Annotated in this window: 23 protein-coding genes and 1 riboswitch; of the genes, 12 read left to right on the top strand and 11 right to left on the bottom strand. The window is 49.4% G+C overall.

Translation table 11 applies throughout. The annotated features are described in order from the left end of the window. Positions 1–6: 6 nt before the first annotated feature. Positions 7–990, bottom strand: coding sequence for a FecCD family ABC transporter permease (locus tag A9180_RS16115; protein WP_064529633.1), 984 nt, complete (start codon positions 988–990; stop codon positions 7–9). Next, the gene (locus A9180_RS16110; RefSeq protein ID WP_064529632.1) at positions 987–1,796 is read right to left on the bottom strand and encodes an ABC transporter ATP-binding protein; all 810 of its coding nucleotides are present in this window, start codon (positions 1,794–1,796) and stop codon (positions 987–989) included. Before A9180_RS16110 ends, A9180_RS16115 begins: the two co-directional genes overlap by 4 nt. A 373-nt stretch (positions 1,797–2,169) precedes the next feature. On the opposite strand from A9180_RS16110, the gene A9180_RS16105 reads away from it, so the two are divergent. Beyond that, positions 2,170–4,311, top strand: a complete 2,142-nt coding sequence (locus A9180_RS16105; protein WP_064529631.1) for a TonB-dependent siderophore receptor — start codon at positions 2,170–2,172, stop codon at positions 4,309–4,311. A gap of 63 nt (positions 4,312–4,374) precedes the next feature. Here A9180_RS16105 and parE read toward each other — a convergent pair whose 3' ends face one another. Genes parE through nudF form a run of 5 tightly spaced genes read right to left on the bottom strand, consistent with a single transcriptional unit; the run spans position 4,375 to position 8,781 of the window. Continuing rightward, positions 4,375–6,267, bottom strand: a complete 1,893-nt coding sequence (gene parE / locus A9180_RS16100; RefSeq protein WP_064529630.1) for a DNA topoisomerase IV subunit B — start codon at positions 6,265–6,267, stop codon at positions 4,375–4,377. A gap of 28 nt (positions 6,268–6,295) precedes the next feature. Beyond that, complete coding sequence (gene yqiA / locus A9180_RS16095; protein WP_000105733.1) at positions 6,296–6,877, bottom strand: esterase YqiA; 582 nt, start codon at positions 6,875–6,877, stop codon at positions 6,296–6,298. Beyond that, on the bottom strand, positions 6,877–7,704 hold the full coding sequence (gene cpdA / locus A9180_RS16090; protein WP_064529629.1) for a 3',5'-cyclic-AMP phosphodiesterase: 828 nt from the start codon (positions 7,702–7,704) through the stop codon (positions 6,877–6,879). Before cpdA ends, yqiA begins: the two co-directional genes overlap by 1 nt. Before the next feature lie 24 nt (positions 7,705–7,728). Further along, on the bottom strand, positions 7,729–8,151 hold the full coding sequence (locus A9180_RS16085) for a DUF1249 family protein (RefSeq protein WP_000833390.1): 423 nt from the start codon (positions 8,149–8,151) through the stop codon (positions 7,729–7,731). Next, positions 8,152–8,781 (bottom strand): ADP-ribose diphosphatase, encoded by a 630-nt coding sequence (nudF, locus tag A9180_RS16080; protein WP_064529628.1) that lies wholly within the window; start codon positions 8,779–8,781, stop codon positions 8,152–8,154. It lies immediately after the preceding gene. Between the two features lie 204 nt (positions 8,782–8,985). Here nudF and tolC point away from each other — a divergent pair, with 204 nt between their 5' ends. The 6 genes from tolC (at position 8,986) to dsbI (ending at position 16,107) form a co-directional block, all read left to right on the top strand. Continuing rightward, the gene (gene tolC / locus A9180_RS16075) at positions 8,986–10,467 is read left to right on the top strand and encodes an outer membrane channel protein TolC (protein WP_064529627.1); all 1,482 of its coding nucleotides are present in this window, start codon (positions 8,986–8,988) and stop codon (positions 10,465–10,467) included. Between the two features lie 147 nt (positions 10,468–10,614). Then, the gene (locus tag A9180_RS16065) at positions 10,615–11,286 is read left to right on the top strand and encodes a DUF1190 family protein (RefSeq protein WP_000831534.1); all 672 of its coding nucleotides are present in this window, start codon (positions 10,615–10,617) and stop codon (positions 11,284–11,286) included. A 5-nt stretch (positions 11,287–11,291) separates the two neighbouring features. After that, on the top strand, positions 11,292–12,452 hold the full coding sequence (locus A9180_RS16060; protein WP_000442852.1) for a glutathionylspermidine synthase family protein: 1,161 nt from the start codon (positions 11,292–11,294) through the stop codon (positions 12,450–12,452). A gap of 485 nt (positions 12,453–12,937) precedes the next feature. Next, entirely contained in the window at positions 12,938–14,734 is a 1,797-nt protein-coding gene (locus A9180_RS16055) for an aryl-sulfate sulfotransferase (RefSeq protein ID WP_064529626.1), read from the top strand. Between the two features lie 18 nt (positions 14,735–14,752). Beyond that, positions 14,753–15,421, top strand: coding sequence for a thiol:disulfide interchange protein DsbA/DsbL (locus tag A9180_RS16050; RefSeq protein ID WP_064529625.1), 669 nt, complete (start codon positions 14,753–14,755; stop codon positions 15,419–15,421). 14 nt (positions 15,422–15,435) lie between these two features. Further along, complete coding sequence (gene dsbI, locus A9180_RS16045) at positions 15,436–16,107, top strand: protein-disulfide oxidoreductase DsbI (RefSeq protein WP_064529624.1); 672 nt, start codon at positions 15,436–15,438, stop codon at positions 16,105–16,107. A gap of 47 nt (positions 16,108–16,154) precedes the next feature. On the opposite strand, the gene ygiD is transcribed toward dsbI, so the two are convergent. Further along, entirely contained in the window at positions 16,155–16,943 is a 789-nt protein-coding gene (gene ygiD, locus A9180_RS16040) for a 4,5-DOPA dioxygenase extradiol (protein WP_064529623.1), read from the bottom strand. A 142-nt stretch (positions 16,944–17,085) separates the two neighbouring features. On the opposite strand from ygiD, the gene zupT reads away from it, so the two are divergent. After that, on the top strand, positions 17,086–17,859 hold the full coding sequence (gene zupT, locus A9180_RS16035) for a zinc transporter ZupT (protein ID WP_001295627.1): 774 nt from the start codon (positions 17,086–17,088) through the stop codon (positions 17,857–17,859). Between the two features lie 57 nt (positions 17,860–17,916). On the opposite strand, the gene yqiD is transcribed toward zupT, so the two are convergent. Together yqiD and ribB are read right to left on the bottom strand one after the other, a co-directional pair. Then, a complete protein-coding gene (gene yqiD / locus A9180_RS24555) occupies positions 17,917–18,087 on the bottom strand; it encodes a protein YqiD (RefSeq protein WP_064529622.1) in 171 nt (56 codons plus the stop codon). A 263-nt stretch (positions 18,088–18,350) separates the two neighbouring features. Then, positions 18,351–19,004 (bottom strand): 3,4-dihydroxy-2-butanone-4-phosphate synthase, encoded by a 654-nt coding sequence (ribB, locus tag A9180_RS16025; RefSeq protein ID WP_064529621.1) that lies wholly within the window; start codon positions 19,002–19,004, stop codon positions 18,351–18,353. Between the two features lie 103 nt (positions 19,005–19,107). Next, positions 19,108–19,256: riboswitch (FMN riboswitch) on the bottom strand. A 121-nt stretch (positions 19,257–19,377) separates the two neighbouring features. On the opposite strand from ribB, the gene ubiK reads away from it, so the two are divergent. Next, on the top strand, positions 19,378–19,677 hold the full coding sequence (gene ubiK / locus A9180_RS16020) for a ubiquinone biosynthesis accessory factor UbiK (protein ID WP_064529620.1): 300 nt from the start codon (positions 19,378–19,380) through the stop codon (positions 19,675–19,677). 34 nt (positions 19,678–19,711) lie between these two features. Here ubiK and glgS read toward each other — a convergent pair whose 3' ends face one another. Beyond that, complete coding sequence (glgS, locus tag A9180_RS16015; protein WP_064529619.1) at positions 19,712–19,912, bottom strand: cell surface composition regulator GlgS; 201 nt, start codon at positions 19,910–19,912, stop codon at positions 19,712–19,714. Positions 19,913–20,178: 266 nt separating this feature from the next. Between glgS and A9180_RS16010 the strand changes: the two genes are divergently transcribed. From A9180_RS16010 to A9180_RS24330, 3 genes are all read left to right on the top strand, one after another. Then, positions 20,179–20,808: an OB-fold-containig protein gene (locus A9180_RS16010; protein WP_064529618.1), complete on the top strand. Its 630-nt coding sequence runs from the start codon at positions 20,179–20,181 to the stop codon at positions 20,806–20,808. A 26-nt stretch (positions 20,809–20,834) separates the two neighbouring features. After that, positions 20,835–22,487 carry a flotillin family protein gene (locus A9180_RS16005; RefSeq protein ID WP_064529617.1) on the top strand — a complete coding sequence of 551 codons (1,653 nt, stop codon included), beginning with the start codon at positions 20,835–20,837 and terminating at the stop codon, positions 22,485–22,487. Between the two features lie 238 nt (positions 22,488–22,725). Continuing rightward, positions 22,726–22,785, top strand: a complete 60-nt coding sequence (locus A9180_RS24330) for a type I toxin-antitoxin system Ibs family toxin (protein WP_001387081.1) — start codon at positions 22,726–22,728, stop codon at positions 22,783–22,785. Positions 22,786–23,047 lie beyond the last annotated feature (262 nt).

Here is a 23,047-nt window from a genome sequence, read left to right as displayed (position 1 = left end):
TCTGACTCATTTGAACATCCTCGTCGCCATAATGACAAAAACGGGCGCGCCAACTAACGCCGTCATGACACCAGTCGCCAGCTCATGGGGCGTGAAAAGCGTTCGGGCGATAATATCTGCCAGTAATAACAAAAGGGCGCCGACACAAGCTGAAAGAGGTAGCAGAACGCGCAGATCCGCTGATGCCAGACGCCGGACAATCTGTGGTACCAGCAGGCCGACAAAACCAATGGGGCCAGCAATCGATACGGCAGCACCGCAGAGCAACGCAATCGCAATCAGAGTGAATGTTCGTGTGCGTAGTACCGAAACACCCAGCCCCTGTGCCATGCGATCGCCCAGTGCCAACATGTTAAGAGAGGGCGCAAGGTAAAGGGCTAATACAAATCCCCCCAAAGAAAACCAGGCGGACGTTCCAAGCGTCGCCCAATCCTGCCCCGCTAAATCCCCCGCTAACCATGTCCGCATCGCCAGCAGCGTTTGTTCGTCAAGAATCAGGATTGCAGCCGTTATTGAGGAAACGAACGCTGATAACGCCACGCCGCATAAGGTAACTTTCATTGGCGTTAACCCTGAACGCCCTGCGGAAGAGAGCAGCAATATCAACAGGAACAATAACGCGCCTCCCGCAGATGCCAGCAGTGGGCGCCCAACAGGAAATGCCAGTCCAAGCGCGCTGGCGGCAACGACAGCCAGGGCGGCTCCGGCATTTAAGCCTAAAATATGTGGCTCGCCCAATGGGTTACGAATGACAGCCTGCAACAAAGCACCAGCAACACCAAGAGAAGCACCAGTCAGCAATGCTGCCGCTAAACGCGGCAAACGCAGTCTTACAATTACGTTGTGATCGAAGTTTTGCGGTTCAAAATGAAGAAATGCCTGCAACACCGTTTGTGGTGCAATAAATCGGGCACCAATCCCGGGATATACCACGCATCCCACCAGCAGTAAGGCGAGAAAAAAAACAGTAACCAGCCCCGTGCGCATCATACTTTTTCTACACCACGAAACGGCATGAAAAACGGTTTTCCCGTCAGAGGATTTATTGATGCGTGAACATCAACGTCAAAGACAGCTTTTACCAGTTCAGGCGTGCAATGTTCCCCCTCATTCAACACACGCACCACTTTCCCCTGGCGTAAAAATATCAACGTATCACCATAATTCACGGCAAAATTCAGATCATGCAACACCACGACGACAGTGCGCCCGTGATGACGCGTTAAATCATGTAATAACTCAAGAATTTCAACCTGATAACGTAAATCAAGCCAGGTTGTGGGTTCATCCAGCAGGATATAAGGCGTCTTTTGCGCCAACACCATCGCAATCCAGCAGCGCTGGCGCTGCCCACCAGAGAGTTTTTCAACCGGTAAATGTGCAAACTCCTGCGTACCGGTTAATTTCAGGGCCTCTTCTACCGCCTGCTCGTCGGCGTCGCTCCATTGGCGTATGAAATTCTGCCAGGGAAAGCGCCCACGCGACACCAGTTCATAAACGGTTAAGCCCTCCGGCAATAATGGCGACTGCGGTAAGATCCCAAGTCTACGGGATAACGCTTTCGTTGGTTGCTCGTGAATCGCTTTGCCATCAAGCAATATTGAGCCACCCATCGGTTGCAAGATACGCGCAATGGTACTGAGCAACGTCGATTTTCCACAGCCGTTTGCCCCAACCAGAACGGTCATTTTTTCTGTGGGAACGGAGAAAGAAACACCATCAACAATGATTTTCTTGTGATACCCGGCAGAAACATTGTCGAGGATCAGCCCCTGCCCTTTTGCGTTATGTGTCACGTGTACGCCAACTTAATCAAAGACAAACAAAAATAAAACTCATTCTCCTTTGAGAGTTTGACGCCACAAAATGTAGTAGTCAAGAAGTTAAAAGCCACACAGTAACAAGGTAAATAACAGGTAAAATATTTTTAAAACTAAAAATAAAAACATTAAATATTAATAAGTTAAAAGCGACAAGAATGCATTAAACCTTCGTAAAAACACATGTAGCATTTTTTTGTCATTTCTCATTTACTACTACATAGCCACATGTTTGAATGATTCTCAATTACATATCCGATGGTGAAATAACAAACGGATAGTGCTTAGTGAGCAACAAGAAACAATTTTCACTCGCGACAATCCGCGAGTTTTTGGGATAACAGACTAAATGGCTAAGTTCACACCTTCATTCTCAGGAGTCAAAGGTCGGGCACTCTTTTCACTGCTCTTTGCGGCACCGATGATTCATGCAACCGACACTGTAACGACCAAAGATGGCGAAACCATCACTGTTACCGCGGATGCAAATACCGCAACTGAGGCGACCGATGGTTATCAACCTCTGAGCACCTCCACGGCGACATTAACCGATATGCCGATGCTGGATATTCCGCAGGTGGTCAATACCGTTAGCGATCAAGTACTGGAAAATCAGAATGCGACGACGCTGGATGAGGCGCTTTATAACGTCAGTAACGTGGTGCAAACCAATACATTAGGCGGGACTCAGGACGCTTTTGTACGTCGTGGATTCGGCGCTAACCGGGATGGTTCTATCATGACCAACGGCCTGCGAACTGTACTTCCTCGCAGCTTCAACGCCGCAACAGAACGTGTGGAAGTGCTAAAAGGTCCGGCCTCCACGCTGTATGGCATTCTCGATCCTGGTGGGTTGATTAACGTCGTGACAAAGCGCCCGGAAAAAACGTTCCATGGTTCTGTCTCAGCCACGTCCTCCAGTTTTGGCGGAGGCACAGGGCAACTGGATATCACTGGCCCCATTGAAGGCACTCAGCTGGCTTACCGCCTGACGGGGGAAGTGCAGGATGAAGATTACTGGCGGAATTTCGGTAAAGAGCGCAGTACATTTATTGCCCCATCACTCACCTGGTTTGGTGATAATGCAACAGTAACCATGCTCTATTCACATCGGGATTATAAAACGCCGTTCGATCGCGGAACGATTTTCGACCTTACGACGAAACAGCCCGTAAACGTTGATCGAAAAATACGTTTCGACGAACCGTTTAACATTACCGATGGTCAGTCCGATCTGGCGCAACTCAACGCAGAATATCATCTCAATAGCCAGTGGACAGCGCGCTTTGATTACAGCTACAGCCAGGATAAATACAGCGATAATCAGGCTCGTGTTACCGCGTATGATGCAACGACAGGAACGCTGACACGGCGTGTTGATGCAACTCAGGGCTCTACCCAGCGTATGCATGCTACTCGTGCGGATCTGCAAGGGAATGTTGATATTGCTGGATTCTATAATGAGATTCTGGGTGGGGTGTCATATGAATATTATGATCTTCTGCGTACAGATATGATTCGCTGTAAAAACGCTAAAGATTTCAATATTTACAGCCCTGTTTATGGCAACACCAGCAAATGCACAACGGTTTCGGCGTCGGACAGTGATCAGACGATCAAACAGGAGAGCTACTCAGCTTATGCACAGGATGCGCTCTATCTGACCGATAACTGGATTGCCGTCGCCGGGATCCGCTATCAGTATTACACGCAGTATGCGGGTAAAGGCCGTCCTTTTAATGTCAATACTGACAGCCGCGATGAACAATGGACTCCCAAACTGGGGCTGGTCTATAAACTGACGCCATCGGTATCCTTGTTTGCCAATTATTCGCAAACATTTATGCCGCAATCGTCAATTGCCAGCTACATTGGCGATCTTCCACCAGAATCATCTAATGCTTACGAAGTCGGGGCAAAATTCGAGCTGTTCAATGGTATAACCGCAGATATTGCGCTGTTTGATATCCATAAACGTAACGTGTTGTATACCGAAAGTATTGGTGACGAAACCATCGCCAAAACGGCAGGCCGCGTTCGTTCAAGAGGGGTTGAAGTCGACCTTGCGGGAGCATTAACTGAAAATATTAATATTATTGCCAGCTACGGCTATACCGATGCTAAGGTTCTGGATGATCCTGATTATGCAGGAAAACCATTGCCGAATGTTCCTCGTCATACCGGTTCGCTATTCCTGACCTATGACATTCATAACATGCCTGGCAATAACACACTGACGTTTGGCGGTGGCGGACATGGCGTAAGCCGTCGTTCGGCAACCAATGGGGCTGACTATTATCTGCCAGGCTATTTCGTTGCCGATGCCTTCGCCGCATACAAAATGAAATTGCAGTATCCGGTCACTCTGCAATTAAACGTCAAAAACCTGTTTGATAAAACGTATTACACCTCTTCCATCGCCACCAATAATCTGGGTAATCAGATTGGCGATCCGCGTGAAGTGCAATTCACGGTGAAAATGGAGTTTTGATAAAAAAAGCCCGGTATACGCTTGTATGCCGGGCTATGTTTTATTCTCCTGGCTGGAGGATTATCAGACTTCAATCTCCGCCATGTCGCCTTTCTCTTGCAACCAGTTACGGCGGTCTTCCGAACGTTTCTTCGCCAGCAGCATATCCATCATCGCGTCAGTACGCTGATCATCTTCATCATCGATGGTTAATTGCACCAGGCGGCGAGTATTCGGGTCGAGCGTGGTTTCACGAAGTTGCAGCGGGTTCATTTCACCCAGACCTTTAAAACGCTGGACATTTGGCTTGCCTTTCTTGCGTTTTAATTGCTCGAGCACGCCCTCTTTCTCTTCTTCCGTCAAGGCGTAATAGACCTCTTTGCCCAGGTCAATGCGGTAGAGCGGTGGCAGAGCTACGTAGACGTGACCGTGTTTCACCAGCGTGCGGAAATGTTTTACAAACAGCGCACAGAGCAGCGTAGCAATGTGCAAACCATCGGAGTCAGCATCCGCCAGGATACAGATCTTGCCGTAACGCAGTTGGCTAAGATCGTCGCTGTCAGGATCGATACCGATCGCCACCGAAATATCATGCACTTCCTGCGAAGCCAGCACTTCGTCGGAAGAAACTTCCCAGGTGTTAAGGATCTTACCTTTCAGCGGCATGATCGCCTGATACTCACGATCGCGCGCCTGCTTGGCGGATCCGCCTGCAGAGTCCCCTTCCACGAGGAACAGTTCGGTACGGTTAAGGTCCTGCGCGGTACAGTCGGCCAGTTTGCCAGGCAGAGCCGGACCGCTGGTCAGCTTTTTACGCACCACTTTTTTGGCCGCACGCAGACGGCGCTGGGCGCTGGAAATCGCCATCTCCGCCAGCAGTTCAGCCGCCTGAACGTTCTGGTTCAGCCACAAGGTGAAAGCATCTTTCACCACGCCAGAAACGAATGCCGCGCACTGACGTGAAGAGAGACGCTCTTTCGTCTGCCCGGCAAACTGCGGATCCTGCATTTTTACCGACAGCACATATGCGCAGCGATCCCAGATATCTTCCGCCGACAGCTTCACGCCGCGCGGCAGAATGTTGCGGTATTCGCAGAACTCGCGCATCGCATCCAGCAGGCCCTGACGCAAACCGTTAACGTGTGTACCGCCCTGCATCGTTGGGATCAGGTTGACGTAACTTTCGGTCAGCAGTTCGCCACCTTCCGGCAGCCACAATAGCGCCCAGTCCACCGCTTCGGTATCACCAGAAAAATTACCGATAAACGGTTTTTCCGGCAACGTCGGCAGGCCATTTACCGCTTCCGCAAGGTAATCGTTCAGACCGTCCTGATAGCACCAGCGTTGTTCGGTATTGTTGATCTCATCTTTAAAAGTGATCTCAACGCCAGGACACAAGACCGCTTTGGCTTTCAGCACATGCGTCAGGCGTGAAACAGAGAAACGCGGGCTGTCGAAGAAGGTTTCATCCGGCCAGAAGTGTACGCTGGTGCCAGTGTTGCGTTTACCGCAAGTACCGACAACCTGCAAATCCTGCACCTTTTCGCCATTTTCAAAGGCGATGTTATAAATCTGACCATCGCGGCGCACGTTAACTTCTACGCGCTTCGACAGGGCGTTAACCACCGAGATCCCCACGCCGTGCAGACCGCCAGAGAACTGGTAGTTTTTGTTAGAGAATTTACCGCCCGCGTGCAAACGGCAAAGAATCAGTTCGACCGCCGGAACACCTTCTTCCGGGTGAATATCCACCGGCATTCCGCGACCATCGTCAATCACTTCCAGCGACTGGTCAGCATGTAAAATTACATCCACGCGCTTTGCGTGACCGGCCAGTGCTTCATCGACACTGTTATCAATAACTTCTTGCCCCAAATGGTTAGGGCGAGTGGTATCAGTATACATCCCCGGACGGCGGCGAACCGGCTCAAGCCCGGTGAGTACCTCAATGGCATCAGCGTTGTAAGTTTGCGTCATGGTTTAAGTTAGTAATTCGAGTTGATCGTCAGAGATGGTGCAGACCAAGAAAATCGACGATCGGGTTGAAATAATCTTCGAAGCCCGTGAATGCGTGGTTGCCGCCTTCTATTACGGTCTGGCGGCAGGAGGCGTAGTACGCCACCGCCTGGCGGTAATCCAGCACTTCATCTCCCGTCTGTTGCAGCAGCCAGATCAAATCCGGTGCTTCCAGCGGGTCAATCTGCATGACTTTGAGATCGTAAATATGGCGAGACTCTAGCACATATTGCTGCCCGGTGTAGGGGTTCTCGTTCTGACCGAGATAGTCTGTTAGCAGTTCAAACGGGCGCACCGCCGGGTTTACCACCACAGCCGGCAGCATAAAACATTGCGACAACCAGGTGGCGTAGTACCCGCCCAGTGACGAACCAACAATCCCCAGCGAATCACCGCCATGTTCCAGCACAATGGATTCAAGCAGTTCTGCCGCATCGGAAGGATACGGCGGTAACTGCGGAATAATCATCTCAACGTCAGGGTGATGTTCCGCCAGCCAGTTTTTCAACAAGCTCGCTTTCGCAGAACGCGGCGAACTATTGAAACCGTGTAAATAAAGAAGCGTCGACATCAGTAACCTTCTGAAGCGGTATCTGGTTGGAAACGGGAGTCTGCCAGGCGGTGTACTTCTGTGGTCAGCGAGCCATCGGCATGAAGTTCCAGCGTACGCCAACCGGGCGCGATGGTATCCAGCGTGAAGTTGGAGCAGTGCGGCTTAAACTGCACGCAGGTCGATGGCGTTGCCAGCAGGCGACGACCGTTCCAGTCGAGATCCAGTTCCTGATGGATATGGCCGCATAACAGATATTTGACGTGCGGAAACTTCACCAGCACGTTATCCAGTTCACCTGCGTTACGCAGACTGTGTTGGTCAAGCCAGCTACAACCCGCAGGCAGCGGATGATGGTGCAGTAGCAGCAAGGTATGGCGCTCTGGTGCATCGGCCAGTTTACGTTCCAGCCACTCGAGCTGAAACTCACTCAACTCGCCGTGTGGCACGCCAAACACCTGGCTGTCCAGCAACAGGATTTGCCACTGCTCACCGATAAACACGCGTTTCGCGGAAGATATACCCGCATCCTGTAACGCACTGTACATCGCAGGCTGGAAGTCATGGTTGCCCGGCAGCCAGACGCAGGGCGCACGAAAGCTTGCGATGCCTTCAGCGAAGTGCTGATAGGCCGCAGCCGTTTGATCCTGCGCTAAATCACCTGTCGCAACAATCAGGTCAAATTCGTGCTGGTGTGGGCGAATCGCCTCCAGCACCGCCTGGTAGCTCTCCCAGGTGTTCACACCTAACAGGGCTTCGTGCTTTTGCGCAAACAGGTGAGTATCGGTAATTTGTAAAATCCTGACTCTGGACTCACCAGCCAGAGGAAGGGTTAACAGGCTTTCCAAATGGTGTCCTTAGGTTTCACGACGCTAATAAACCGGAATCGCCATCGCTCCATGTGCTAAACAGTATCGCAACCAGTCCGCTAAAAACTGATTAATTTGATGCTTTTCGTCGCGTTGATGCAACTTTTTATTAGGATAATCATACCGCGCTTTGAAGCGAAAAATCTGCTGACTTGAACACACTTCAGCCACCATTGCATCATGATATAGACGCACCGTCATCGACGGAAGGCTCCAGTAACTGATCGCTGGCGCAATCTGTTCAATAGTCACCAGGGTAGTGTATCGGGTCGATTCCACAATCGTTAGCCGATATTGTGCGTTTGCCACCTGATAGCTTACAGTTTCACCGGGTGCGTCATTGCGCGGTAACAAACGGCGCAATTGTGAAAAGTTCATCTCGCACAGGCGCATCATTTCAGGAAAGTCAGGTGTGTAACGCTTCATTTATGCCCACTCATTTTTTAACGCTTGATGATGCAGTTGCAGCCATTGCAAAGCGATGACCGACGCTGCGTTGTCGATTTTCCCCTCTTCTACCCATTGGTATGCCTGTTCCCGACTTACCACATGAACGCGAATATCTTCGTTTTCATCTGCCAGACCGTGAATACCGCTTGCGGTCGTGGCGTCCACTTCGCCCACCATAATTGACGAACGCTCGCTGGTGCCGCCCGGGCTTGCCAGGAAACTTAACACCGGTTTAGTCCGTTTCACTTTTAGTCCCGCCTCTTCAATCGCTTCGCGACGGACAACATCTTCCACGCTCTCACCGTCTTCAATCATCCCGGCAACCATTTCCAGTAGCCAGGGCGTTTCGCTGGTGTCATACGCGGCAATTCGTATCTGCTCAATCAGTACAACTTCATCGCGCACTGGGTCAAAGGGTAGCAAGACTGCGGCGTGACCGCGTTCAAAAATTTCCCGTCGGACCTCATGACTCATTTGCCCGTTGAATAAACGATGACGAAATCTGTAAAGATCTAATGAAAAAAAGCCGCGATAAAGTGTTTCTCGTGCAATAATTTCTACATCGTTTTTGCCAAATGTAACGGGCAGGTTGTCTGGCTTAAGCATGGCTAATGTCCTGGCACTAATAGTGAATAAAATGTGAATTTCAGCGACGTTTGACTGCCGTTTGAGCAGTCATGTGTTAAATTGAGGCACATTAACGCCCTATGGCACGTAACGCCAACCTTTTGCGGTAGCGGCTTCTGCTAGAATCCGCAATAATTTTACAGTTTGATCGCGCTAAATACTGCTTCACCACAAGGAATGCAAATGAAGAAATTGCTCCCCATTCTTATCGGCCTGAGCCTTTCTGGGTTCAGTTCGTTGAGCCAGGCCGAGAACCTGATGCAAGTTTATCAGCAAGCACGCCTTAGTAACCCGGAATTGCGTAAGTCTGCCGCCGATCGTGATGCTGCCTTTGAAAAAATTAATGAAGCACGCAGTCCATTACTGCCACAGCTAGGTTTAGGTGCAGATTACACCTATAGCAACGGCTACCGCGACGCGAACGGCATCAACTCTAACGCAACCAGTGCGTCCCTGCAGCTGACCCAGTCCATTTTCGATATGTCGAAATGGCGCGCGCTGACCTTGCAGGAAAAAGCTGCCGGTATTCAGGACGTCACTTACCAGACCGATCAACAAACTTTGATCCTCAACACCGCGACCGCTTATTTCAACGTGTTGAATGCCATTGACGTGCTTTCTTATACTCAGGCACAAAAAGAGGCAATCTACCGTCAGTTAGATCAAACCACCCAACGCTTTAACGTGGGCCTGGTGGCGATCACCGACGTGCAGAACGCCCGCGCACAGTACGATACCGTGCTGGCGAACGAAGTGACCGCACGTAATAACCTCGATAACGCGGTAGAGCAGCTGCGTCAGATAACCGGTAACTACTATCCGGAACTGGCTGCGCTGAATGTCGAAAACTTCAAGACCGACAAACCACAGCCGGTTAACGCCCTGCTGAAAGAAGCCGAAAAACGCAACCTGTCCCTGTTACAGGCACGTTTGAGCCAGGACCTGGCGCGCGAGCAAATTCGCCAGGCGCAGGATGGTCACTTACCGACGCTGGATTTAACGGCTTCTACCGGGATTTCTGATACCTCCTACAGCGGTTCGAAAACCCGTGGTGCCAACAGCGCCCAGTATGACGACAGCAATATGGGCCAGAACAAAGTAGGTCTGAGCTTCTCGCTGCCGATTTATCAGGGCGGAATGGTTAACTCGCAGGTGAAACAGGCACAGTACAACTTCGTGGGTGCCAGCGAGCAACTGGAAAGCGCACACCGTAGCGTTGTGCAGACCGTGCGTTCCTCCTTCAACAACATTAATGCTTCTATCAGCAGCATTAACGCCTACAAACAAGCCGTGGTTTCCGCCCAAAGCTCTTTAGACGCGATGGAAGCGGGCTACTCGGTTGGTACGCGTACCATTGTTGATGTGTTGGACGCCACCACTACGCTGTACAACGCCAAGCAGGAACTGGCGAATGCACGTTATAACTACCTGATTAACCAGTTGAATATTAAGTCAGCTCTGGGTACGTTGAACGAGCAGGATTTGCTGGCGTTGAACAACGCACTAAGCAAGCCGGTTTCCACTAATCCGGAAAACGTCGCACCGCAGACGCCAGAACAAAATGCTATCGCTGATGGCTATGCACCAGATAGCCCGGCGCCAGCCGTTCAGCAAGCGTCCGCACGCACTACCACCAGTAACGGTCATAACCCTTTCCGTAACTGACGACGACGACGGGGCTTCGGCCCCGTCTGAACGTAAGGCAACGTAAAGATACGGGTTATCTGCCGCATTCTTCCCCCTTCTCGCTTCAATTTCGACCAGCCATCCTCTATTCTGATGGGTATTTACCACTGGTCCCGGAAGACAAAAATGAAACGGACAAAATCCATACGCCACGCATCGTTCCGCAAAAACTGGAGCGCACGCCACCTGACACCTGTTGCTCTCGCTGTTGCTACTGTTTTTATGCTGGCAGGCTGTGAAAAGAGTGATGAGACAGTATCTCTGTATCAAAATGCGGACGATTGTTCAGCCGCAAACCCAGGCAAAAGCGCCGAATGTACCACCGCGTACAACAATGCGCTAAAAGAAGCAGAACGTACTGCGCCGAAATACGCCACTCGTGAAGACTGTATTGCCGAATTTGGCGAAGGTCAGTGCCAGCAAGCACCTGCCCAGGCGGGTATGGCACCAGAAAACCAGGCGCAGGCCCAGCAATCCAGCGGAAGTTTCTGGATGCCGCTGATGGCTGGTTACATGATGGGGCGCCTGATGGGCGGCGGCGCGGGCTTTGCGCAACAGCCGCTGTTCTCCTCGAAAAATCCAGCCAGCCCGGCTTACGGCAAATACACTGATGCCACCGGTAAAAACTATGGCGCTGCCCAGCCAGGCCGCACCATGACCGTACCTAAGACGGCAATGGCGCCGAAACCAGCCACCACTACCACCGTTACCCGCGGCGGCTTTGGTGAATCTGTTGCTAAACAAAGCACTATGCAGCGTAGCGCAACCGGTACCTCTTCTCGCTCAATGGGTGGCTGATACCGATGGAAAGAGTCAGTATTACCGAGCGCCCGGACTGGCGCGAAAAAGCCCACGAATACGGTTTCAATTTTCATACCATGTACGGTGAGCCGTACTGGTGTGAAGATGCCTACTACAAGCTGACCCTCGCCCAGGTTGAAAAACTCGAGGAAGTCACCGCCGAACTGCACCAGATGTGCCTGAAAGTGGTGGAAAAAGTGATCGCCAGCGATGAGCTGATGACCAAATTCCGCATTCCAAAGCACACGTGGAGTTTTGTGCGTCAGTCATGGCTGACGCACCAGCCGTCGCTTTATTCGCGCCTTGATCTGGCGTGGGATGGCACTGGCGAACCTAAGCTTCTGGAAAATAACGCTGATACGCCAACGTCACTATACGAAGCAGCGTTCTTTCAGTGGATCTGGCTGGAAGATCAGCTTAACGCGGGCAACCTGCCGGAAGGCAGCGACCAGTTTAACAGTCTGCAAGAAAAGCTGATCGATCGCTTTGTCGAGCTGCGTGAACAGTATGGCTTCCAGCTGCTGCATCTCACCTGCTGTCGCGATACGGTAGAAGATCGTGGCACCATTCAGTATTTGCAGGACTGCGCTACCGAAGCTGAAATCGCCACCGAGTTCCTCTACATCGACGATATCGGTTTAGGCGAAAAAGGCCAGTTTACGGATTTACAGGATCAGGTGATTGCCAACCTGTTCAAGTTGTATCCGTGGGAATTTATGCTGCGCGAAATGTTCTCCACCAAGCTGGAAGATGCTGGCGTACGCTGGCTGGAACCGGCGTGGAAGAGCATTATCTCCAACAAAGCGCTTCTGCCGCTGTTGTGGGAGATGTTTCCGAATCACCCTAACCTGCTGCCCGCTTATTTTGCGGAGGATGATCATCCGCAAATGGAAAAATATGTGGTTAAGCCGATCTTCTCACGTGAAGGCGCAAACGTGTCGATCATTGAGAACGGCAAAACCATTGAAGCGGCGGAAGGTCCATATGGCGAAGAAGGAATGATTGTTCAACAATTCCATCCGCTACCGAAGTTTGGCGACAGCTATATGCTGATTGGTAGTTGGCTGGTGAATGATCAACCTGCCGGAATTGGCATTCGTGAAGATCGCGCGTTAATCACTCAGGATATGTCACGCTTTTATCCGCATATTTTTGTAGAGTAATACTGTGCAATATTGCCCCGTTCACCGGGGCAATTTATTATAACCCGCTATTTATAATCCCCATCAATATATAAACCCATACATCTCCAACCTTTATTTAACATTAATAACCAATTTAATGCCAAATTGTCATATGCAAACGATACTGTAATTAAATTAACCAATAAAATCACATGATAACATGTTGTTTTATAAGTTTATTTATAGCCATCATTGCATCAAAAATAGATTTAATAATTAAAAAACAATGTCGCAGGGATCACACTACACAATATTGAATATTGTTATTGATATATTGCCACCCTAGTATCGACTAAAAGAAAATATTTGTTACAGAGAAATACAAAAAATCTAAAACCAGTAAAAAAACATTTATAAAAATTATTAGTAGTACATTTTAATTCATTAAATGAATTTATTAGCACCATCTCAACTGTCGATATTCATCATTATTATATATTTGCGTTATATAAGGAGATATATCCATGTTTGATAAATATAGAAAAACTCTGGTAGCCGGAGCTGTGGCGATAACTCTGGGTTTGTCAGCATCGGGGGTGATGGCAGCAGGTTTTAAACCTGCGCCACCTGCCGGGCAACTCGGGGCAGTCATCGTTGATCCCTACGGCAATGCGCCTCTGACCGCTGTGGTTGATTTAGATAGCCATGTCATTTCTGACGTCAAAGTTACCGTCCACGGGAAAGGCGAAAAAGGCGTTGAAATCAGCTATCACGTGGGTCAGGAGTCACTGAAAACTTACGATGGTGTACCGATTTTTGGTCTTTACCAGAAATTTGCTAACAAAGTGACCGTCGAGTGGAAAGAAAACGGCAAGGCCATGAAAGATGATTACGTGGTGCAGACTTCCGCCATCGTCAATAATTACATGGATAACCGCTCCATCTCCGATCTACAGCAAACCAAAGTTGTTAAAGTCGCGCCAGGTTTTGAAGACCGCCTCTATTTGGTTAATACCCATACCTTTACTGCGCAAGGTTCCGACCTCCACTGGCACGGTGAGAAAGATAAAAATGCCGGGATCCTCGATGCGGGTCCAGCAACCGGCGCACTGCCTTTTGATATCGCGCCCTTTACTTTCATTGTCGATACCGAAGGTGAATACCGCTGGTGGCTGGATCAAGACACCTTCTACGATGGCCGTGACCGCAATATCAACAAACGTGGTTATCTGATGGGTATCCGCGAAACGCCACGCGGCACCTTTACCGCAGTACAAGGCCAGCACTGGTACGAGTTCGACATGATGGGTCAGGTGCTGGAAGATCATAAGCTGCCGCGCGGATTCGCTGACGCCACCCATGAATCCATTGAGACGCCAAATGGCACGGTTCTGTTGCGCGTAGGTAAGAGCAACTACCGTCGCGATGACGGCATACACGTCACCACCATTCGTGACCATATCCTCGAAGTCGATAAATCTGGTCGCGTTGTCGATGTATGGGATCTGACGAAGATCCTCGATCCGAAACGTGATGCACTGCTCGGTGCACTGGATGCAGGCGCAGTTTGCGTTAACGTTGACCTTGCTCACGCCGGACAGCAGGCAAAACTGGAGCCAGATACACCGTTTGGCGACGCGCTGGGTGTAGGGCCAGGTCGTAACTGGGCGCACGTCAACTCCATCGCCTATGATGCAAAAGATGACTCAATCATTCTCTCCTCTCGCCACCAGGGCGTTGTGAAAATTGGTCGTGATAAACAAGTGAAGTGGATCCTTGCGCCCTCTAAAGGCTGGGAAAAACCGCTGGCCAGCAAGCTGCTGAAACCGGTTGATGCTAACGGTAAACCTATTACTTGTAACGAAAACGGTCTGTGTGAAAACTCGGACTTCGATTTTACCTACACCCAGCATACCGCATGGATTTCCAGTAAAGGTACGCTCACTATCTTTGATAATGGCGACGGTCGCCATCTGGAACAGCCAGCCTTACCAACCATGAAATATTCCCGCTTTGTGGAATATAAGATTGATGAGAAGAAAGGCACCGTTCAGCAAGTTTGGGAATACGGTAAAGAACGTGGCTACGATTTCTATAGTCCAATTACCTCCATCATCGAATACCAGGCCGACCGCAACACCATGTTCGGTTTCGGCGGTTCTATTCATCTGTTCGATGTCGGTCAGCCGACCGTCGGTAAGTTGAACGAAATCGACTACAAAACCAAAGAAGTGAAAGTAGAAATCGACGTGCTGTCTGATAAACCCAACCAGACTCACTATCGTGCGCTGTTAGTCCGTCCAGAGCAGATGTTTAAATAATTAGGAAGGGAATAAAAAATGTCGAAATTAGGGATCTCATCACTGTTTAAAAGCGTACTGCTTACTGCGGCTCTGGCGGTTTCATTTACTGCTTCTGCATTTACCGAAGGCACGGATTATATGGTCCTGGAAAAACCTATTCCGAATGCCGACAAAACACTGATTAAGGTATTCAGCTACGCCTGCCCGTTCTGTTACAAGTACGACAAAGCGGTTACCGGTCCGGTATCAGAAAAAGTGAAAGATGTCGTTGCTTTCACGCCGTTCCATCTGGAAACCAAAGGTGAATACGGCAAGCAGGCAAGCGAAGTCTTTGCTGTATTGATCAATAAAGATAAAGCCGCTGGTATTTCATTATTTGATGCTAACTCTCAGTTTAAGAAAGCCAAGTTTGCTTATTACGCGGCTTATCACGACAAAAAAGAACGCTGGTCTGACGGTAAAGATCCAGCTGCTTTTATCAAAACTGGCCTGGATGCCGCAGGTATGAGTCAGGCGGATTTTGAAGCTGCACTGAAAGAGCCAGCGGTACAGGAAACACTGGAAAAATGGAAAGCCTCTTATGAAGTTGCCAAAATCCAGGGTGTTCCGGCCTATGTTGTTAATGGTAAGTACTTGATCTACACCAAGAGCATCAAATCCATCGACGCTATGGCAGATCTTATCCATGAGTTAGCCAGTAAATAACAGGGAAACCAGCTATGGGTATTAAGGGAATGTGGAAAGACCTTCGCACATCACCAGTCGACACACTGGTCAGATGGCAGGAACAACGCTTTTTGTGGTTGTTAATGGCCGTTGCGATGGGCGCGTTAATTATCCTGGCGCACTCTTTCTTCCAGATCTATCTCTATATGGCGCCCTGCGAGCAATGTGTATACATTCGCTACGCCATGTTTGTGATGGTTATTGGAGGATTGGTTGCGGCGATCAACCCGAAGAACATCGTCCTTAAGCTGATTGGCTGCGTGATGGCATTTTACGGCAGCATTATGGGACTGAAGTTTTCGCTCAAACTGAACGATATCCACCATGCGGTACATAACCCGGATCCCGATTCACTGTTTGGCGTACAGGGTTGCTCTACCGATCCAACTTTCCCCTTTAACCTGCCGCTGGCACAGTGGGCGCCAAACTGGTTCAAACCGACCGGGGATTGCGGCTATGATGCACCAATCGTTCCCGATGGTGTCACACTGAGTAGTATGCAGCAGTGGTTTGTGGAGATGTATCAGCAATCTGAAGGCTGGTATCTGCTACCGCCGTGGCACTTTATGAACATGGCTCAGGCCTGTATGTTGGCTTTTGGTCTTTGCTTGCTGCTGCTGCTGGTGATGAGCGGCGCATGGGGACTCAAGCTGCTGAAAAAGTAAGGTAGTGCAAACCGAAGCCAGAAATTGGCTTCGGTTTTTTTCATCTATTAACCTACCTGCACCGATAGCATACTTAAACTGCCCATTTCTATACCATCGACCGGAATGGTAATCGGTTCCTGACCATCCCATGCACCTAAGACATACAACAGTGGCAGATAGTGATCCGGCGTTGGGTTCGATAACGCGCCGCCTTCATGGTCGAGATAATTCACCAATGGATGCTGTTCTACCGGCCCTTGCCACGTCAGATTCGCTTTCACATATTCATTAAACGACGTCGCCCACGGATACGGTGAACTATCACCGTGCCACTTCACCGTACGCAGGTTATGCACCACGTTACCGCTGGCGACCAGCATTATCCCTTCATCTCGCAGCGCCGCCAGTTTACGCCCCATCTCAAAGTGCCAGGCGGCGGGTTTGGTGCTATCAATACTTAACTGCACCATCGGGATATCCGCTTGCGGATACATCTTAATCAGTACGCCCCACGAGCCGTGGTCAAAGCCCCAGGCTTCTTTATCCAGCGTGACAGGTACTGGCGCTAACAGCTCAACCAACTGTTGTGCTAAAGCCGGTGAGCCAGGTGCCGGATAATGGGTGTCGTACAGCGCCTGCGGAAAGCCGCCAAAGTCATGAATCGTTGGTGGCGCTTCCATTGCAGTCACCCCCGTCCCCCGGGTAAACCAGTGAGCCGAAACCACAACAATCGCTTTCGGACGTGGCAATGTCATCCCCAACTTCTGCCAGCTACGGGTATACAAATTATCTTCCAGCACGTTCATCGGACTACCGTGACCTAAAAACAATGCTGGCATACGTGTTGAAGACATGATGATATCCTTAACTAAAGGTGTCATTTTGATATCCTCACAATACGCTTGTTCGGCGGAGTAAGAACCCGGATAACCATGATGATGATCATCAGTTATTTTGACGATCCGCCTGAAGGTGAAGATTTATAAGGAGTTGTCGATGTCAGTACCTCTCATTCTGACCATACTGGCGGGGGCAGCCACGTTTATTGGCGCGTTTCTCGGCGTTCTCGGGCAAAAACCCTCGAACCGACTGCTGGCGTTTTCGCTAGGATTTGCGGCGGGGATCATGTTGCTTATCTCATTGATGGAGATGCTCCCTGCCGCATTAGCCGCCGAAGGAATGTCCCCCGTTCTGGGCTACGGGATGTTTATCTTTGGTCTGCTGGGCTATTTCGGTCTGGACCGCATGTTGCCGCATGCGCATCCGCAGGATTTAATGCAAAAATCGGTGCAACCGTTGCCCAAATCGATCAAGCGCACTGCTATTCTGCTCACTCTTGGAATCAGTCTGCATAACTTCCCGGAAGGGATAGCGACCTTTGTCACAGCGAGCAGCAACCTGGAACTGGGCTTTGGCATCGCACTGGCCGTAGCGTTGCACAATATTCCTGAAGGTCTGGCGGTTGCGGGCCCGGTTTACGCGGCAACGGGGTCGAAACGCACCGCGATTCTGTGGGCGGGGATTTCTGGGCTGGCGGAAATTCTCGGCGGCGTTCTGGCGTGGTTAATCCTTGGTAGCATGATTTCCCCGGTGGTCATGGCGGCAATCATGGCGGCGGTTGCAGGAATTATGGTGGCGCTCTCCGTGGACGAATTAATGCCGCTCGCCAAAGAGATTGATCCCAATAATAATCCCAGCTATGGCGTACTGTGTGGGATGTCAGTAATGGGATTTAGTTTAGTGCTGTTACAAACGGCGGGAATTGGTTAAAAGAAATCTCAGATGTTGTCCAGCACATGGACAACATCTGCGGACATCGCAAAGGCCCTATTCCAGCTTTTTAGCCGTCTCTTCTCTCGTACTGTTTAAGTATTTGTTCCGCGCTTCCAGCAGTGCGTCTCTGTCCTGACGAAAAGCCCGACAATAACGTTTCAGATGCAGGAAATATCCCACTACAACCAGCGCAATTAATACAATCCAGTACCAGGCGATAAACATCCTTTTTACCCTTAATATTTAACAATACCAAACATTTAGCGCATAAATTTCACATATCCATTTTCGGATATTTTTATATGGTCGCATAATAACGTAACATTTATATGATTTTGATCATAATGAAAAAGATTGGCTGATATTAGTGAAATTTTTTCATATATAGAGAGTTAAGAATTACACCAGTCGGTGTGAAGACAAAATAAAACCGAAGCCTGCTACAGCTTCGGTTTCTTTGATTATTGCGCCAGTTTAAGCTACTGCTTTCAGCTAGCTTTACGCTCATGCGCCTGACGGTATGCAACCAGATCCTCAATAGTGACCAGCGCCATATTGTGTTTGTTGGCAAACTCAATGCACTCTGGCGCGCGGGCCATGGTGCCATCGTCATTAGTCAGTTCACACAGCACACCTGCAGGTTTAAAGCCTGCCAGCGTCATCAGATCAATAGTCGCTTCGGTATGACCACCACGAGTCAGTACACCACCCGCCTGCGCGCGCAGTGGGAAAACGTGGCCAGGACGATTCAAGTCTGAAGGTTTAGCACCATCAGCAATAGCCGCGCGAACAGTCGTGATACGGTCAGCGGCAGAAACACCGGTAGTCACACCTTCTGCAGCTTCAATGGTCACGGTAAAACCAGTGCCATAAGCGCTGGTATTATTTTCGACCATCATTGGCAGATCGAGTTGTTTACGGCGTTCATCGGTGATGCACAAGCAAACAATACCGCTACCGTGGCGAATGGTCAGCGCCATCTGCTCAACGGTCATGGTTTCTGCCGGGAAGATCATATCGCCTTCGTTTTCACGGTCTTCATCATCAAGCACCATCACACCGCGTCCTTCACGCAGCGCAACCAGTGCATTTTCAACACGTTCGAAAGGCGTACCAAAAGAGGAAAGTAGCGTCTGATTCATGGTAAAAAAACCTCACTAAAATTATGGTTACCAGAATCAGGGCAGTCTTAGGAGTGGCGGCATATAGCCAAAATAACGTGAGCGGGTCCATGCCCGACAGAATCGTTACTCTCTCCCATCCGGACTCTAACCGTCGGCCCCGGAATTACACCGGATCTGCTGTCCTTTGAGTTTGCACCCAAAGCGCTCGCGGGCTTTCAACTGAGTTGATTTACCGCCGGTGGGGAATTTCGCCCCGCCCTGAGAATAAGCGGATTCACTATAGCGCTAATGATTAGCGGCAGCAACGCACAGGTTCACATAATTCTGGTTTATGACTTACCCTTATCGCACTACAATGGCACTAAACACCTATCAGTACAGGGAAACTACAATGATTGACCCGAAAAAAATTGAGCAAATTGCTCGCCAGGTTCACGAATCAATGCCTAAAGGAATCAGGGAGTTCGGGGAAGATGTGGAGAAAAAAATCCGCCAAACCCTACAAGCACAGCTGACTCGCCTCGATTTGGTAAGCCGCGAAGAATTCGATGTGCAGACGCAGGTCCTGTTACGGACTCGTGAGAAACTGGCGTTACTGGAGCAGCGCATCAGTGAACTGGAAGCTCGTAGTAATCCGGCAGCAGAAGTTCAATCTCCTCCCGCGATCCCGCCAGTTGATAAAGCAGAATAAAGCGACACCAAAACGGGCCTGACGGCCCGTAATATCAATGTTCGAGTTCCAGTTCTCTTGACTGTGTCATTTGCTGGCAATACCAGGCATAACGAGCGCAAAACCAGGTTCTGTGTTCTTCATCCATATTACCAGTGACGGCCAGAATATCGACCGGTCGACCTTCAGCATGCATTCTGGCAAAACTACGCGCCAGGAAATCGAAATTATTTAAAGAATTAAGACCATGATCCATAAGCACATCCTCCGGTTATCGCATACCTTTTAAGGCCATATGCTTTTTCTGATTTCAGTATTCCTTAATCAGTGTAGTGCCTTTAAACATAACGTGCGTAAATATATTGTTTTGGATCACACTTTTTATTGAAAATAATTACAACGTTAATGGACTTTCTCTTTTAAAATTTTACTACCGCATGTTATTATTAGCAAAGATAAATGTAAGGAAGAAAATCATACCACAATAAACAATGCGTCACTGAATGGACGATGGAGTGACAGATGATTTTATTTGCCGACTATAACACACCTTATCTTTTCGCTATTTCCTTTGTACTTTTGATCGGCCTGTTAGAAATTATTGCTATTATATGTGGTCACATGCTCTCCGGTGCTCTTGATGCACATCTTGATCATTACGATTCCATAACCACAGGTAATATTAGTCAGGCACTTCATTATCTTAATATTGGAAGGCTACCAGCCCTCGTCATCGTCTGCCTGTTGGCCGGTTTGTTTGGCCTTATCGGCATTCTTCTACAGCATGCCTGCGTGACGGTCTGGCAAGCACCGCTCTCAAACCTGTTCGTGGTTCCGGTTTGTTTACTGCTCACTGTTATTGCAGTGCATTATATCGGTAAGGCAATCGCCCCCTGGATTCCTCGCGATCATAGTTCTGCTATTACAGAAGAAGAATATATTGGCTGCATGGCATTAATTACCGGTCATCAGGCAATATCCGGCAGACCCTGTGAAGGAAAACTTACCGATCAATTTGGTCAAATACACTATTTATTACTGGAACCTGAAGAAGGAAAAAACTTCACTAAAGGTGACAAAGTATTGATTATTTGCCGACTTTCTGCAACACGGTATTTGGCAGAAAAAAATCCCTGGCCAAATATATTGTAAACATTTAATCAAAAGGAAATTTAATAATGGATGATATTGTTAACTTAGTACCGTCATGGATGTTTATGGCGATTGTTGCCGTATGCGTTCTGTTTATTATCGGTATTATTTTCGCGCGGCTTTATCGTCGGGCATCTGCCGAGCAGGCATTTGTTCGTACCGGGTTAGGCGGGCAAAAAGTGGTAATGAGCGGCGGCGCAATCGTAATGCCGATCTTCCACGAAATCATTCCTATCAATATGAATACGCTCAAGCTGGAAGTCAGCCGTTCTACTATTGATAGCCTGATTACGAAAGATCGTATGCGTGTTGATGTTGTAGTGGCTTTCTTTGTACGGGTAAAACCGTCAGTAGAAGGCATCGCCACTGCGGCCCAGACGCTGGGGCAACGTACTCTATCGCCAGAAGATTTACGTATGCTGGTAGAGGATAAATTCGTCGATGCCCTACGCGCCACCGCTGCGCAAATGACCATGCATGAGTTACAGGATACCCGCGAGAACTTCGTGCAGGGTGTACAAAATACCGTGGCAGAAGACTTGTCGAAAAACGGACTGGAACTGGAAAGTGTTTCACTCACCAACTTTAACCAGACTTCGAAAGAGCATTTTAACCCGAACAACGCCTTTGACGCCGAAGGTCTGACCAAACTGACTCAGGAGACGGAACGCCGTCGTCGCGAGCGTAACGAAGTTGAACAGGATGTAGAAGTTGCGGTGCGAGAGAAAAATCGAGACGCTCTTTCGCGGAAGCTGGAGATTGAACAGCAAGAAGCGTTTATGACGCTTGAGCAGGAACAACAGGTTAAAACCCGTACCGCTGAACAAAATGCGAAAATTGCTGCTTTTGAGGCTGAACGTCGTCGTGAGGCAGAGCAGACGCGAATTCTGGCTGAACGACAAATTCAGGAAACGGAAATCGACCGCGAGCAGGCTGTACGCTCAAGAAAAGTTGAGGCTGAACGCGAGGTTCGCATTAAAGAGATCGAACAGCAACAGGTCACCGAAATCGCCAACCAGACGAAATCGATCGCCATTGCTGCAAAATCGGAACAACAATCGCAGGCGGAAGCGCGTGCAAACCTCGCACTTGCAGAAGCGGTAAGCGCCCAGCAGAACGTAGAAACCACGCGCCAGACAGCAGAAGCCGATCGAGCCAAACAGGTAGCGCTGATTGCCGCAGCGCAGGACGCAGAAACCAAAGCGGTCGAGCTGACCGTACGGGCAAAGGCAGAGAAAGAAGCGGCAGAAATGCAGGCGGCAGCTATTGTTGAGTTAGCTGAAGCTACGCGTAAAAAAGGTCTGGCGGAAGCAGAAGCGCAGCGCGCGCTGAACGACGCTATCAACGTACTTTCTGACGAGCAAACCAGCCTTAAATTCAAACTGGCGCTATTACAGTCGTTACCTGCGGTAATAGAGAAATCCGTTGAACCAATGAAGTCAATCGACGGCATTAAGATTATTCAGGTCGATGGATTGAACCGTGGTGGGGATGCGGCATCAGGCAGCGTTGTTGGCGGAAACCTGGCAGAACAGGCATTGTCTGCCGCCCTTTCTTACCGCACACAGGCACCGCTGATTGACTCCTTGCTCAATGAAATTGGCGTTTCAGGCGGCTCGCTGGCAGCATTGACTTCACCCTTAACCTCAACAACTCCTGTCGCAGAAAACGCAGAATAAATTTTCATCTATGAACATCCCCGGCCCAAAAAGCCGGGGATTTTTTATATCTGCGTTCCGTTAAAAAGTGCAAATGATCAGGTTGTTACAGCGTTTTGCGAGTCGACTCGGGGAAGAGAAAACTGCATCAGGGAAAGCGTTGCGCGGGGTCCGGCGCTAATCAACAATCGGGGAGTCAGCAAGGGGCTGAAACGGGAAAGCCCCTCCCGAAGAAGGGGCCTTACAGAAGGAAAGGGTTATGATGAAGCTTGTCATCATACTGATTGTGTTGTTACTCGTAAGTTTCGCAGCTTATTAACAGCCAATCAGAGGGGGGAGAAATCCTCCCTCACCCTTATTCCTTTACTTTAGGTTGAAAAAACAACAGCGTCAAGAAGGTTTCATTAACACACATCCCTGGCTCAAAAGCCGGGGATTTTTTATATCTGCGCTCCGCTAAAAAGTGCAAATACTCAGGTTGTTACAGCGTTTTGCGAGTCGACTCGGGGAAGAGAAAACTGCATCAGGGAAAGCGTTGCGCGGGGACTGGCGCTAATCAACAATCGGGGAGTCAGCAAGGG

Source organism: Escherichia sp. B1147 (genome assembly GCF_001660175.1).
GTDB classification, from domain to species: Bacteria; Pseudomonadota; Gammaproteobacteria; order Enterobacterales; family Enterobacteriaceae; genus Escherichia; species Escherichia whittamii.
This window is presented reverse-complemented; position numbering and strand designations above follow the sequence as displayed.

Bases quoted from the DNA above. Each gene is read 5' to 3' on its own strand.
- A9180_RS16115 (WP_064529633.1), bottom strand. From the start codon at position 990: ATGATGCGCACGGGGCTGGTTACTGTTTTTTTTCTCGCCTTACTGCTG.
- A9180_RS16105 (WP_064529631.1), top strand. From the start codon at position 2,170: ATGGCTAAGTTCACACCTTCATTCTCAGGAGTCAAAGGTCGGGCACTC.
- parE (WP_064529630.1), bottom strand. From the start codon at position 6,267: ATGACGCAAACTTACAACGCTGATGCCATTGAGGTACTCACCGGGCTT.
- yqiA (WP_000105733.1), bottom strand. From the start codon at position 6,877: ATGTCGACGCTTCTTTATTTACACGGTTTCAATAGTTCGCCGCGTTCT.
- A9180_RS16085 (WP_000833390.1), bottom strand. From the start codon at position 8,151: ATGAAGCGTTACACACCTGACTTTCCTGAAATGATGCGCCTGTGCGAG.
- nudF (WP_064529628.1), bottom strand. From the start codon at position 8,781: ATGCTTAAGCCAGACAACCTGCCCGTTACATTTGGCAAAAACGATGTA.
- tolC (WP_064529627.1), top strand. From the start codon at position 8,986: ATGAAGAAATTGCTCCCCATTCTTATCGGCCTGAGCCTTTCTGGGTTC.
- A9180_RS16065 (WP_000831534.1), top strand. From the start codon at position 10,615: ATGAAACGGACAAAATCCATACGCCACGCATCGTTCCGCAAAAACTGG.
- A9180_RS16060 (WP_000442852.1), top strand. From the start codon at position 11,292: ATGGAAAGAGTCAGTATTACCGAGCGCCCGGACTGGCGCGAAAAAGCC.
- A9180_RS16055 (WP_064529626.1), top strand. From the start codon at position 12,938: ATGTTTGATAAATATAGAAAAACTCTGGTAGCCGGAGCTGTGGCGATA.
- A9180_RS16050 (WP_064529625.1), top strand. From the start codon at position 14,753: ATGTCGAAATTAGGGATCTCATCACTGTTTAAAAGCGTACTGCTTACT.
- dsbI (WP_064529624.1), top strand. From the start codon at position 15,436: ATGGGTATTAAGGGAATGTGGAAAGACCTTCGCACATCACCAGTCGAC.
- ygiD (WP_064529623.1), bottom strand. From the start codon at position 16,943: ATGTCTTCAACACGTATGCCAGCATTGTTTTTAGGTCACGGTAGTCCG.
- zupT (WP_001295627.1), top strand. From the start codon at position 17,086: ATGTCAGTACCTCTCATTCTGACCATACTGGCGGGGGCAGCCACGTTT.
- yqiD (WP_064529622.1), bottom strand. From the start codon at position 18,087: ATGTTTATCGCCTGGTACTGGATTGTATTAATTGCGCTGGTTGTAGTG.
- ribB (WP_064529621.1), bottom strand. From the start codon at position 19,004: ATGAATCAGACGCTACTTTCCTCTTTTGGTACGCCTTTCGAACGTGTT.
- ubiK (WP_064529620.1), top strand. From the start codon at position 19,378: ATGATTGACCCGAAAAAAATTGAGCAAATTGCTCGCCAGGTTCACGAA.
- glgS (WP_064529619.1), bottom strand. From the start codon at position 19,912: ATGGATCATGGTCTTAATTCTTTAAATAATTTCGATTTCCTGGCGCGT.
- A9180_RS16010 (WP_064529618.1), top strand. From the start codon at position 20,179: ATGATTTTATTTGCCGACTATAACACACCTTATCTTTTCGCTATTTCC.
- A9180_RS16005 (WP_064529617.1), top strand. From the start codon at position 20,835: ATGGATGATATTGTTAACTTAGTACCGTCATGGATGTTTATGGCGATT.